General features: G+C 61.0%; 5 protein-coding genes. 2 read left to right on the forward strand and 3 right to left on the reverse strand.

What is annotated here, in order from left to right; all coding sequences use genetic code 11:
- Nucleotides 1–197 precede the first annotated feature (197 nt).
- Nucleotides 198–1,535 (forward strand): hypothetical protein, encoded by a 1,338-nt coding sequence (locus tag GGD63_RS33745; protein WP_183248628.1) that lies wholly within the window; start codon nt 198–200, stop codon nt 1,533–1,535.
- On the opposite strand, the gene GGD63_RS33750 is transcribed toward GGD63_RS33745, so the two are convergent.
- The 3 genes from GGD63_RS33750 to GGD63_RS33760 all read right to left on the reverse strand — a co-directional run bounded on the left by GGD63_RS33750 (nt 1,516) and on the right by GGD63_RS33760 (nt 6,387).
- Nucleotides 1,516–1,845, reverse strand: a complete 330-nt coding sequence (locus GGD63_RS33750) for a hypothetical protein (RefSeq protein WP_183248630.1) — start codon at nt 1,843–1,845, stop codon at nt 1,516–1,518. The two genes, GGD63_RS33745 and GGD63_RS33750, sit on opposite strands and share 20 nt — an antisense overlap.
- A 202-nt stretch (nt 1,846–2,047) precedes the next feature.
- A complete protein-coding gene (locus GGD63_RS33755) occupies nt 2,048–2,665 on the reverse strand; it encodes a hypothetical protein (protein WP_183248632.1) in 618 nt (205 codons plus the stop codon).
- Nucleotides 2,666–3,543: 878 nt separating this feature from the next.
- The gene (locus GGD63_RS33760; protein ID WP_183248634.1) at nt 3,544–6,387 is read right to left on the reverse strand and encodes a patatin-like phospholipase family protein; all 2,844 of its coding nucleotides are present in this window, start codon (nt 6,385–6,387) and stop codon (nt 3,544–3,546) included.
- A 558-nt stretch (nt 6,388–6,945) separates the two neighbouring features.
- Here GGD63_RS33760 and GGD63_RS33765 point away from each other — a divergent pair.
- Nucleotides 6,946–14,283: an apolipoprotein A1/A4/E family protein gene (locus GGD63_RS33765; protein ID WP_183248636.1), complete on the forward strand. Its 7,338-nt coding sequence runs from the start codon at nt 6,946–6,948 to the stop codon at nt 14,281–14,283.
- Nucleotides 14,284–14,287 lie beyond the last annotated feature (4 nt).

Below are 14,287 nucleotides of genomic sequence, written 5' to 3' on the forward strand. Positions count from 1 at the left end.
TTGCCAGCTTGTTTGCTTGCTGGCTCGCCAGCTCGATCGATTGCTCGCTTGCGTGCCTGCTATCCTTGGCGTTCCAAGAACGCCTCCGCCGCGAAGATGGCCCGCGGGCGGCGTAGCCTTGCTCGCGGCCAGGGGCTTGCACCGGTCGGGTGCAAGCCCCTTCCTCCCGCCACCAGCCAGGATTGCGAGCCAACGACATGCCCGACGCAGAAACAAGGAAGTCCGTCACCCTCAGCCGTGAAGAGCTGTATGCGCTGGTCTGGGCTACGCCGATGAGCCGACTGGCGATCCAGTACGGTCTTTCCGGCAACGGCCTCGCCAAGATCTGCCGGCGCCTTGACGTACCCTATCCGCCGCGAGGCTACTGGGCCCGCAGGGAGGCCGGCAAGAAGGTCATCCAGGCGGCCTTGCCGGCGATCAGCTCGGGCACGAGGGCGCAGGTGACGATCGCACCGAGCCTACCGGCCTCACTACCGCCCCAGATGCCATCCGAACTCGAGGGGGGCCTTGCCACGGCACGCCGGCTGACCGCGGCGCTCAGGGTCCCCAGCAAACTTCATCAGCCCCATCGCGTCGTCGCCGGCTGGATCGAGGAGCGCCAACGCGAGCGCGAGCAGGCCAAGCGCTATTCCTGGAGTCGCGGCGGCTATGTGCCGCCGGACTTTACGATGATGGAGCGTCGCCGCCATCGCCTCCTCAGCACCCTGTTCATCGCGCTGGAGAAGCACGGCTACACGGCGAAGGTCGACGAGCGCGGGCGCCCAGCCGTGGAGATCGCCAGGCAGGTGGCTGCTCTCGTCATCAAGGAGAAATATCGCCACGTCCGGCAGCCCCTGACCGAAGAGGACAAGAAGCGCGGGTTCAATCCAAAACGGCCATGGAGGCAGGAGATGCAGCCGACCGGCCTCTTGCAGCTGTCGATCGAACCCCGGCCGCATCCCACGCTGCGCCACTCCTGGATCGACGCCGCTGACGAGCTGCTCGAAGCTCAATTGCCGGAAATCGCGGCCGTCTTCATCGCGGCAGCACCAATCCTGCAGGAGCGCCGCCGGCAATATGAGGAAAACGAGCGGCGGCGGCACGAAGAGGAGATGCGCCGCTACAAGGAACGCCAGAGGCAACAGCTTGAACGAAACCGCCTGCGCGGGTTTCTCGAGCTCGCTTCGCGCTGGAGGCAGGTTGAAGACGCGCGGCAATTCCTCAACGCACTGGCATCCCGCGCCGCAGAAGAGCCGGGACAAGCGGTCGGCGACCTCTCGTTGGACGAATCGATCGCATGGGCGCGCGAGCGCCTCACCGGACGAGATCCCCTAGAAGCCGGCCTGGTTGAGTGTTTCAGGCAATCGCATCCATCGATCAATGGACGTACCGTGACGACACCTCTTAACTTCGGCTCGAACAGAGGTTCGTCATCGCTGTCGTCCTCGGGCCTTCCCCACCATTTGTTCACACATTCTCCGGATACAAGTCGCTGCGGTAGATGCGCTCGTATTCTCAGTCATCGAGAGAGCATCTCTAGTCGCAGCTCAATTTAGCCTTTTGAGAATCTATTATGTCAAAATCCAAACTGACACTTCCTTTTGCACCTTTGAAATCTTCGTCGATGTCCCATTTGCCGCCATTGGTGGGCTCGACATGACCTTTGTTGTCAACCCACTCGCAATGCGCCGTGCAGCCCTTGTCCGCCTGAGCACCGTTATTCTCGAAATAGAAGACGCCCACGCGTCCATTCCCTTTGCACGTTAGTGTGGTTGCTCTCGAACCACTAAGATCCGTCGACCAGTTTGCTGCGGCAGCCGAGTGAACGCCCACTACTGTCAAAACCATTGCCAATAATTTTTGCACGGACTCCTCCCATTCGATCAAAGGTTTGTTTGAGTGGCTCGGAGGAAGCGCCGACAGAGCGAATTGCCGTCGTAGTGCTCGCCGATCGCAGCGATCCGCCGCACCGGCACGCCGCCATCGCGACCACCCCGATAATCCCTCTCTCTCGGTCCTATAAGGACACCGTGAACAGCCCTTTACCTGCTAGTACAAATCTCATCATCTATGACAGCCTGGTCAAACCATGAACCACCATCATGATTGCAGCCGTGAGCGGCACGACGAAGACCAAATTTGGACCTCGAGGCAGATCGGCTGGGAAATCTGGCTCTCCAAACAGTCGGACCACCAATTTGATAAAGATAGCGGCCGCTACTGAATAGAGAACGTAGATGGTATATGTTCGTGGATCTAGCACCCAGGGATAGCTGCCGAAGTTCGGGAGACCTCTCATTACTAAATAGAGCAAGTCGTAGTCCTCGCCGAAACCGCGGCCGAGCACATAGCCCATTGCTAACATCAGAAGCGACGTAACCCACTGCAGCAACAGAGTGACAGCCCAAATCCGAACGCGGGCTGAGTAAGATGCTCCATCCCGGATCAGAAGCGCCATTATACAACTGATGCCAATGGCCATCCCAATCGTCAGTAACGCGATGAATACGATGGGCAGAGACCATATCTCGACTCCGCCGGTAAATCTGGTGAGCAAGTAGTATTCCAGCGGAATCGCCAGCCACACAAACCGTGAAGCGAAATCTTCAAATCCCCGACGAGCGACAATGGCTCCAACTGGAAACTCGAGGCAGTCGGCATGCTGAACGGCCGCACCATTTGTCATTGCTGTGGCGCCCAAGAGATTGAAAAGAGCCCGTTTCCGGCACCATTCAACTCCCGAAGGATTACGATCGTCTTACTAGGCTGCCACTTTTGAGCATCCTGTAGGGCCTGCGAGTACCGCTCCCAGCGCGAGAAGGGCCAACCAATACCGCCGAGAATCTGCGTTCCAACAGTTGCACTGGTCGGCAATGGCGCTGCGAAACCGAAGCACGTCGGTTCACCGCTAGAAACATGGGCAATTTCTGAAGTTAGTCCCGAGTATACCGAAGAAACAATGTCGGCTCGTGCCGGTCTGGGTTCGGAAGCTCTTTCAACAACGAGAGGGCCGGGATTAACGTCCTCAAAGCGATATACTTCCTGAAGGGGTCCCACAGTTTGCGGATCGTCAGTACGCCCGGTGCATTGTCCATCGCTGTTGCGCATTGGCATATGAAATTTTCTTGATAGATCATCGTCACGCCTGCGCGCCGACGGCGGCGCATGGTGCTGATAATAGCGCTGCAAAGACACGAACCTATCGTCCCGGCCGAAACTCTCTAATGTTCTGCCGCCGGAGCATTCCGTCACTATCCCGGGCCGCCAGAGCATCGCCTCGTTGGCCTTCGCCGAACGAGCGACAGTTTTCGTTCGCACTGTCCAAACTGCTTCTCTCTCGGGACGTTTGTTGCCGACGTAGTACAGCCTAGCTTCTGGTTCGTAGACAACGGAAGATCCGTTTACGTTCAGTAGCTGGCCACTAGACGTGCGCAGATAAAGTCCAGGCTGTCCTTTCACAGCCAGTGACTGGCATGTGCTTAGGTCTTGAGGATCACCAGCAAAGGAGGGAGATGAGCCCAGCGAAGTTAGGACAGCTAACAGTATAGATTGCGCTCGCATCCACTATCTCCTCAAATTTTCTTCAACAGCCGCCATAAAGCTGGCGATATCCCCTTCATTAAAGCTGCCTGCAGGCGCCAGATTTTGGACCGAGTACTCTCCCAGCGCGCGATACGCTTCGAATTGTGACTCCCCGAAGAACTGGTTCGCGGTTGATTCGTGCGGGAATTCCGGGTGCATTTGCCCATAGCTACGCACAGATGCAGGCTCACTCCCGCCGCGGTACCCCGGCTTGATGTATAGTAATTTGCCTGGCCAACCCGGCAGTTCCGGATAAATGACGTCAGCAATCGCCGCGACAGGAGCGTCGTTGGAGCTGGACTCGCTGCGGCCCTTCAGGCGTTCCAAACCGAAAAACTGAATATCGACGCCGAAATCGATTCGAACTTTTCGCACTAAGCTTCCAAGATCCTCGAACGTGTAGTCCCCATCACAGCCTGCGTCGCTTATTACGATGAATCGACACCGACGGCGTATCATTTCGTAAGCGCCGAGATTTTCGAAATGTCCCCCATCAGACAGGTAAACGAATGCACGATCTTCATCGGTCAGCCCGAGGGCCTCCTGGAAAAGCGGTCCCACAGCAATCGCCGGTCCGGTACAGTGTATCTTTTTGGAGCCTGCGGGTCCCGGATTCGCAAACCAGGCACCCAGCCGAACGTTGAATAGTGTGAGGAGAAGGCTCAATGCCGCTGAGGAATGATAACCCATATTGGGGCTTGCCGCGGCGCCTGAAAGCGTCATTACCGTTCCAAGCGTGAGCCCCTTCCTAAGTCCCGGCTTCTTTTCACCACACGCATAGAGGCGTGCGGAACGATAACACCCATATCGCTGGCTCGGTTCGCAGTCTATCCAAAGTAGGCTGCCACAGCCGACATACCGAGGAGTCGCCACGAACGGCAAAGCCCTTCTCTCCTGCCATGCAAGCTCGTTTCCGCGGAGCACGTTCAACGACATGTTCACGTAGAGCAACTGGGGCGGAGCGCCGGGACTGGTTATTGATGCCGATGGCCACAATTCATGCATACTGAGGTTGTCGCGATCGTCGAAGTCCGTCTCGGGACTAGGTTCCCTCTGAAAGTTTGATGCTCCTAAAAATGCGCGTATCAATCGGTTTCGGTACACATTGTGGAGCGAGAATCGATTGATATTCACAAAGCATGAAAACAGCAGTCCCACGAATAGACATGAGACGATAACGACCGAGTATGGCCGCCAGGGCGATAGCTCTAATTTAAGAAGCGCTGATTGTGTGAGCGAAGACTGAATCGTAAGCTTGTCTAGGCTCCACGAGATCAGAGCCAGTAAACAGACGGAAAAAATAGGAACGGCAAGCGCCAGGATTGCTCCGATCGAATAATCTGAAAAAGTCTTTTTGGCCGTATCACGGACGATCGCAGCGGTTCTCGGAGCCTTACCCAGAAGGGCAATGAGCATTCCCGCCACCCCACCCGCGGCAGCCAAAGAGACAGCTCCAGCCTCTTGAAAGTACGAAATAATCAAAGGCCCGAATAAGACGGTACCGACGGCGACGCCCCACAAAGCTGCTGCGAGACCGTGACGGCCCCCCGAGCGAGCCAACCATTCGCGTTCTGCGTCGCCCCAAGGAGCATAGCTCGTCAGCCCTACATACAGAAGTTCGCCTGCGAAGAGCGCCAGAATGACGACGCTTGGGCCTAGGGTGATGATCGCCGACACTGCGAGATCATCGCGAAGATCGGCCGTGTGGACCGTGATCAATGCAAAGAGGACGCCTACGAAGGCGCCAGAAACTGCGAACGCCAGTCCGGCAATCACTACGTGATGGGTAATAGTACGTTCGCTTGAGGCATCAACCACGTTGAACTCGACCGACTTCGATCGATTGCGTGCGAAGTTCGCAAAATAGTAGGCAAATAGCCATGCCGTGGCAGCGAGGGCGGCACCGCACATGGCGAAGTCCAAAATTACTCGCGAGCCATTGTCGTCTATGTCGCTCTTGTTACTCAGCATCGCCATGGTCGCACAAATCGCACCCAGCAGCATCGGGAGGAGTTCTGCGACGCCGAATGGTATGGCTCCGGCGGATCGAACCTCCCAGCCCGGACGCTGAAGAAGGGAATCGAGCAAAGCCCAGCCGGCGAACATCACCGCAAGAGAAACCAACATCCCAGACGACGACGGCGATGTTGACCAGCTTATCACCGCGATCGCCTTGATCGCTACAATCCCGATAGCAACAAAGGGGATCAATACTAACCAGTTAAGCAACAAATTGCGAACGTAGAGAGTGATCAGCGTCAGGAAATCGGTCGAGAGAAGGCCAGCACGAGGAGCAAGATATCGGCTGTATCGCCAGAGATGTGCCACAGGCGAGTGGGGATCGGGCATGCGGCTCGGGTGAATGTCGGAAAGCACCCGCGGGTAGCCGCTTCTTTGCACCCAAGCCGTCAACCAGCTTCCGATGTACCCTCCGCCCGAGACGGTGGATAAGCGATCGAACTTGTCCAACAAGCCGAATTTGGCAAAACCTTGGATCACCCCTAGCGCGAACGCTGCACTGCGAATTCCCCCTCCCGATAGACACAGCGCGTTCAGGTTCGGACACCGATGCGCCTTCTCCAGGTACGGCCCTAGTGGGTTTCCATCAGTATTAATCTCGAGCTTGCAGTCATCCGGGCTCGCTTCACTTTCGACACGTGTCTTATCGGGATCTGCAAGCTTACGCCTCGCGAGAACGTCTTCGTGTTCTTCCAGCAAAACCGTCAGAAGATCGATCGGATATTCGCTCGGTTGACGAGCCTTCGGGCCTTCGAGCCGTTTCTCAGGCCGTGTCCCGTCAACAGCTTTCCAAGTAGCAGCATCCATCGGTAAAAAATAAACTAGGGTGCAAAATACATCCTGAACGGTAGTTCAACTGGAGCGAGAGTCAAGACAGTTGCGGCGAATTCAACTACCCGGACCGGTGGCGCGACAGTTGGCTGCGCCTGAGCGGAACGATGGCTCGAGGCAGGCCGTAGCGAGCGCTAGAGCCGGCGGCGTACTAAGGCGGCAGCAAAGATCGCCGTGCACCGTGGCTTTGCAAGGTGTGCCCCGGATTATGATGAAGACGTCCCCGCCATTCTCGCAGGGCTCCCGTACGACGCATCCCCCAAAGCTAACCAATGTCAGTTCTCGATCCGACTGTCCGGCGCATCAAACGAATAACTTCACTTGATCGCGTTCGGCCCTCTTTACACACCCCGCTTCCTCGGCCACTATCTTAGATAGTACTTTTTTGTTTTTGACGAGATCATTTTTGGCGGGGGCGAGATGGCAGATCCAAAGGATCCGCGTCGGATAGCTTTGATCGCCGTGCGGACGGGGCCAGGTGACGGCGGCGCTTATTCTGGTCATCCCCAAGCCATCGTCATTGGCGAGGTGCCTGTGGCCGCCGACGGCGCCACGATCGTGGACCCCACGATCGTTGCCAGTTTTACCTGGCAATGGCGTTACGCGCTTTTTCGGCTGGATGATCTCGAACGATTGCTTGCCAATGCCAACCGCGAGAGTGGCAAGAAGCCGTGGTCTGAAATCCCGCATCCGCTCGGCGGGCCCGGAGCATTCGAGGCATTCCAGCAGGATTTCTACAAGCCGACCTATTACGACATGTTCGGGCCTGCTCCGACGGTGCTGCTGGACGGCGACGAAAAAGCCGACGTGCTGTCCGCGGAAGAGCTCTCCGCAAGCCTGATCGCGAAGCTCAAGGAGCCGATCCACCCCTATATTGACGATGCCGGCACCAAGAGTCCCAACGCGGTGTCGCGGCTGAATTTCGCGATCCCGCTGCGCGACGTGGTGCGGCTGGCGATCTATGACAAGGATACCCAGCCATTCGGCGCATCGCAGACCTCCGCCGGCGGCCCGTTGATGGCGCTCGACACCTGCCGCTTCATCAAGGCTGACGGCAAAGTCGATCCGCAGCCGCCGGCGCCGAACAATGATCCGCCCGGCACGCGCATTCTGCTGTTCCCCGACCCGATGTCGATCGCGACCGGCGGTCCGGATGCCAAGAAACAAGAGAGCGCGAAAGGCAAGCTTCTCGGCTTCGCCGTGCTGGCCGAGGTCCGCCTGGCGCTCAACGGACACGACACCCAGGACGGCCGGCATCGCGGCTTCTTCCGGTTCTACGCGGCCCAAATCGGCACTCAGAGAGACAAAGGCACGCTGTTCGCTCGCGTGGCGACCACGTCGAAGACGCCTTCGCTCGGACCTCTGTTCGACAACATGCGGGTCGGCTACACGCTGGGCAGCAACGCTCCGCGCTACATCCCGCCGAGGCGAAACGCCTGCCTCAGCGAGCTCTGCGACGCCGATGCGCGTGCGTCGGACAGCGCGGCGGGCTCGCCGGTCGCCAATCGTGTCCCCATCCTCGACGCGCTCAAGATCGGATTTACGTCGGATTCTGTGATCCGGACGCTCGGCTTCCGCCTCATCGACGTCAACCGGATGGCCCTGCGCTTCGAGGCGATCTACTTCATCACGGACGATCGCGATCTCAAGGTCCCATTCGCACCATCGCTACAGCTCGGCGCCAGAAACATCCGCTTTGCGCAGGAGCAGCCGAGCCAGGCTGTCAATTGGGTGCTTTCGCCGAGCCGGCAGACCCGATGGATCTTCACCGCGCGCTCCTACAACTATGCCAGCGACGAGGACATCACGAAGGCCATTATCGAAGCCTTCAATGCTCGGGTCGAGGAGCTGCACGCCGGGCTTCGTCAAGTCGAGGATGCCACGCCGATCTCGCTGCTGCCGCGGCTGACGATCAAGGCCGGTGACAAGGATGCGGACGGAAATCCGCTGGTGCCGGCCAGATGGAGTGACGGATCAAGGCGCCTGTACACGCCGGCCTGGCATTTCGTCGGCTCGATGATCGACCGCCGCCCCTATGCCCGGACGATCACGACGACCACGTCGCCGCGCGAAATCGATGCCGAATTCCTGACGCTGGAGCCGCGCTTCATCGGTGACATGTTCCACGGCGCGGACTGGCTCTTTGACAATGGCAAGCCAAAGGGTCCTTTCGGGATCACCGGTGAGTTCGGCGTGTCGGCCAGCGCCGAATTCCCTCGCCTGGTTCTGACATCCGGCGCGACGCCGACCTACGACGTCATCCTGAGCGCACCGGTCTTTACCGATCCGAGCGAGGCGCAATCGCCGCCGTGGGTCAGGCCACCGGCATTCCAGCCAGCCGGCAGCGGCCGCGACCCTGTCGATGCCTATCGCGGCGTGATGCTGGGTATCAAGATCATCAAGAAGACGGCATCGACCAAGCCGGCCCGCATCGGCGCCCTCCAGATGGATCTGCAATCCGCCTTCCCGGACAGCCTCGAACCCGGCGGCATGCTGCGCCTGCTGGCGCTCGAGGCGGGCGCCAACGGAGGCCTCATCGCGTCGGCGATCGATGCCTTGGTCAAGCTGCCGATCGGCAGCGTTCTGCCGGCGGGCCAGGATGATCTGCCGAGCGATGCGCGGATCACCACCCAGGACCGGGTGCTCGACGCACTGCGCGAAACCGGCCCAGATCCCGATGCACCATTGCTGCTGCCGCTGACGCCGCCCGCCGAAACGACGGAAGCAAAACTCACCCTTTTTGCCAACGAGACCGTCGCCCGCCATCGCAATCACACCGTCCAGCTGTCGTTGAAGGCGATCCAGGTCAATCCTTTGCCCGCGCCTCACGATGCGTCCGACAAATTGCTCGTGATCGATCCCGCGCCATTCCGCATCGCGGTCGTCAAGACGCGCAACCTTGCCGACGCGCAGACCAATGAATCGAACGAAGTCGCGGTCTGGAATGCTGCCGGCGAGAACGGCCTGTCGTGGCGTCTCGCCAGCACTGACGGAGCCGTCAGCCTGCTGCTGCCGCCGCAGGTCATCGGCGAGGCCATGGAGAAGGACCGCGGCATCGAGGAAGGCCGCCCGGCGGACATTGCCGAGGGTGTTCCTGCCGCGGCACGCTTCGGCTCGGCGACGCGACTGGACCTCAGCCCGTCCTTTTTCGACACCCGCTATGTCGAGCCCGGCTGGAATCTGCGCCGCATCATGGGCTATCCGGGCCAGCGCGCGCCGGGCGCAGGGCTGCGCGACCTCAGGCTGGAATTGATGTACGGCATCATGACCCGGCTGAAGCCCTCCGATGCCGGGGTGCGGGTTGCCGAAATCGGCGCCGTCATCGGCGCGCCGGTCAACAACATCTCCGCCGATGGACCGACGCCGACCGTCCGGGCCTATATTCAAGCTTTCAACGCGATACGTCGCGCCCAGGACCGAAGGCTCGCGGTCGATCGCCTGTGGCAGGGCGACGCGCTGGACGAGCTGACCATCGAGCAGGATGCCAGCTTCAAGCTGAGGACGCGGGCCGTGCCGCGCGTCATGAGCGTGACGATCCAGACCCCGAAGGTCGGCGATACGATCAGCCTGAACGTGACACTGAGCGGCGGCACCGTGGTTTCATTGAGCACTGCCGTGAGCAATCCGGACCCGCAGGCGGTCGCCCAGGCACTGGTGGACGCGATCAACGGCAGCGATCCGCTGAAGGCGGCGGACTATTCAGCCGACGCGCCGTCGGTGGGATCTTTCAACCTGCACTTTGCCACGCCTCCGCAGGCGGTCACGGCAAATGTCAGCGGAGCCGGTGCGCCGACGACCGTCACATTCAAAAGCGCAGCTGTGTCCGGTCCGCTCACCGCATTCCGCTGGCCCGTTCCCGGCGGCGTGCCGGCCGATCTGGATCCGCCGCTACGGGACACATTCATCAGCGAAGGCGTCGACAAGGACAGCGACGCGCGCAGCTTTCCCGGCGGCGTCCCGTGGGCGTTCGAAAGCAGCAACATTCTGCGCAGCGTCTACCGCAATGTCGCCTCCGACGGCGGCTGGGCACGATCCGTCCATCTCTCCGCGCTCGGCGGATGGGGCACCCAGCGCGGCTTATTCGATCACAGGCTGACCGCGATCACGACCGAAACCACGATGGGCCGAGTCCACCGCTACGCGCTTGAGCGTATCGGCCGCGTCGGCGCGCTGTGGAACAAGGCCAAGCACATCATTGTCTATGAGCGCAGCGTGGTGCCCTCGGCCCAGTTCTACAACACGGCGCCGATCGGCCTGGAGCAGGACCAGCTGCGTGGACGGCCGGTGCTTCGCAAGGTGGAGGAATATGTCGAGCTGATCGAGCAGGTTCGCCGCTATCCCGAACAGGGCAACGCGATCGAGGCCGCCGGCTGCCTGACCGGCGTCGAGTTCGTGGCACGGAGGATCCGGGTCGACAGCCGGTGGGGCGGCGACGTCCGCAAGGAGGGATGGCAAGTCCCGCTGTGGAACAAGGCGTTCGACCAGCCGCCGGAGAACGCCGACAATCCCGATGATCCCACCTTCGTGTATCCAAAGCCGCAAATCCGCTTTCTGGTGATGGGCGAAGCCGGCGTGGAAAAGGCGCTCGAGATCGCCGAGCCCGAGAAGCTCACATTCTACACCACGGTCGATCTGAGAAAGGGCGAGACGGACGATACCGATACCTGGCATCCGGTCTGCAACATCGACTTCATCGATTTGCCGCTGCCGCAAGCCGGCAAGCGGACACCCGTCACGGGCGACCTGCATGACGGCCTGCTTCCGCCCGAGCCGGAACACGTCGGCGGCTATGAGCGCCTCACCATCGGCATCGTGCCGTCGAGGGAGACGGTTTCGATCACGCATGGCCGGCAGGACAAGGGCCCGGCGGCACAGCTGCGCAACGTGACGATCGGGCGCGCAACCGCTGCTGCGCCGCCGAAAACGGACCCCAATCCGGCCGCGGCCGTCGTCGTCACCAAAGTGGCGGACGCCGTCTCGTCGTTCCGTCTCGACCTCGACGCCCTCACCGGACGGTTGAGCGAAGCGGCGCGCGTGGCGGCGACGTTGCCGAACGCCAGCCCGGCGTCGATCAAGCAGGCGATCAAGGACGCAGCTGCCAAGCTTCCGATCGCCGACCAGGTCAAGAACCTGACGAAGAAATTCACCGAGGCCGACAAGAAATGGCCGGACCGCAACACGGTGACTGGCCTCGCCAAGTCGCTTTGCGACGAGCAGGCCGATCGCATCAAGGCGGAAGTCAGCGCCCAGATCGGCCGTGCGAAGGATCGAGCCAATCAACTCGTCACCACGATCGATGCCACGCTGACGGGCGAGGCCAATCAGATCAAGGCAACCGCCGCCCTGCTGGTCGGGCAGGCCACGGATGCGAAGAAGAAGATCGTCAAGGATCTGATCGGCGGATTATCGCAGCGCCTGACGGATCTTTCCAATGCAACCGGCGCCGGCCTGTCCCAGGCCGCCGCCAATGCCGACGCCATCGCCACCAAGATCGGCGCAGGGGTCGATTCGATCATCCTGAAGCTCGATGCGCAAAAGGAAGCCGCAAAGACAAGCATCGACAATGCGCTCAACAATATCACGAACAATCAGCTCCCGGCTGCTGCGGCGGCGTTGAACACCGCGACTGATCAATTCGGCAAGATCCGGGCGCAAATCGGTCAGTTCATGACCGAGGCATCGTCCAATGCCTTGCCACAGCCGGCGCGAACGGTGCTGATGGTGCTGGACTCGGTCCTCAACAAGGTCGAAGCCAGCATCGCAACCGCCCTGTCGGCGTTGAACACCGACGTCGCCGCGGCAAAAGCGGCCGTCGAGGACGCGAAGAAAAAGATCGACGAGATCAGCGACAAGCTCGACGCCCGTGCGGCGCTTTCGGCGACGGGCAGCGCCGTTACCGGCGTGACCAAGACAATCGACAAGACCGCGCAGCAGGTCCAGGATGCCGTTCTGCAACAGCTGCAACCGGCGCAAGACCTCATCAAGAAGCTCGGCGATGACATCGAGGGGCTGCCGACCGACCAGATTACGGCCCGGCTGATCGAGCTGGCCGACAAGATCGCTGCGGTCCCGACGGGCCTCAAGAATACCGTCGATTCCATCAAGGCGGCCCTGGATTCAGACATTCAGGCGGCCCAATCGACTCTGGTTGCCGCCGCCAAAGATGTTTGCGGCGCGTTCGAAGGCGCGATCGATCAGATTTACAACACGGCCGACACGGCGAAGGCCTGGATCGACGATCAGCTGGCGGGCTATCAGGCCCAGCTCGATCAGGCGCTCGACGGCATTGCCGGCGACGTCGCCCAGCTGGCGCAGAATGCGCAGAACGCCGTGACCCAGGTCGGCCGGCAGATGGAGGCCCGCGCGCGCGAGACGCTAGGAGGGCTCCAGCAGCGCGCGGCGGACTATCTCGGCGGCCGCGATCCCGCCGATCTGGCCAAGGAAGGAGAGCGCATCTTCCAGCAGGGGTCCGACACCCTGCGCCTGCTGCGCGCCGTCGGCGATCCGCCGAAGACCGACCAGCTCGGCTTCAACCGGCCGCAGGTCGCCTACGTCTTCCAGGAGGCGAACAAGGTCGTCGACATGACGCCGGCGATCTCGCTGGTCAATCGCGTTGCAGACAGTGCGGCGGCACTGGGCGCGGCCGCCGCGTCAGCCAACGATCTGCTCACGTCGTTCGGCATCCGCTTGCCCGCGTCGTCGATCGGCGATCAATTGATGCCGGACGCGCTCAAGAATCTCGACATCTCGAAGATGTTTCCGGATTTTTCGGGCATCAAGCTCGACGGCCTGTTCAAGAATCTGGGCTTCCCGGATCTCACCGACAGCAAGGCCGTCAAGGTCACGCACGGGTTTGACCAGGCCCAGCTGAGCGCCTGGCTCCAGGCCGATGTCGATGTGCCGTTCGCCAGCGCGGCGCCGCTGATGGATTTCGGCCCGATCCAGATCATGATCGACCAGGCGGAGTTCACCGCCTCGGCGCGGGTCGCCGCGGGGCGTGCCGGCACCCAGAAATCGATGCACGGAAAACTGTTCGGAGACTGGCGCCTGGTCTGTGCCGGGCAGGACATCCTGACCTTCCAGCAAACCGGGCTCACCTTCGACGAGACCGGCCGCATCAGCTTCAACATCCAGCCCGACAGGGTCGTGCTCGCGGACGCGCTCCAGTTCCTGACCGACATGATCGAGTCGACCGGCGAGGGCGGGGACTTCGAGATCGTCCCCTACATGTTCGGCGGCGTTCCCAGCGGCATCGCTGCCTGCCTCGATCTCGATTTGCCGCCGATCCAGACCGGCGTGTTCGGCATCGACGATCTGTCGCTCCACGTCCTGTTCGGCGTGACCGCGCTGCCCGAATTCGAGATCTTCGCCGAGCTCGGTGTCGGTGCGATGACCGCGCCCTTCACGCTCAACGTCTGGATCCTCAACGGCGGCGGCTTCGTCACCACGCGGCTGTCCTACATGCCGATGGCGAAGCCCGCGCCGCTCTTGATGTTCACGCTCCAGGTCGGGATCGTCGCGGGCGTCGGCCTCGCCTTCTCGTTCGGCGTCGTATCGGGCGGCGTCTATGTCCAGGTCGGCTGCGCGATCGCGATCACCTGGAGCACGGGACCGGGCGGCTCGACGACCGCGGTCACGGTGTTCCTGCTGATCCGCGGCAATGTCGATGTCGCCGGACTGATCACCATCGGGCTCAGCCTGCTGCTCGCGATCACCTATGACGGCTCGCAGATGATCGCATCGGGCACGCTGAACCTGTCGATCAAGATCAGCGTGTTCTTCACGCTGAACGTGACCGAGCACGTGGAATACAATTTTGCCGGCGAGAAGAAGGAATCGCGAAGCGTCTCCTATTCGAGCAGCTTCGAGTAACCCG

This window comes from Bradyrhizobium sp. cir1, assembly GCF_014198245.1.
Lineage (GTDB): Bacteria > Pseudomonadota > Alphaproteobacteria > Rhizobiales > Xanthobacteraceae > Bradyrhizobium.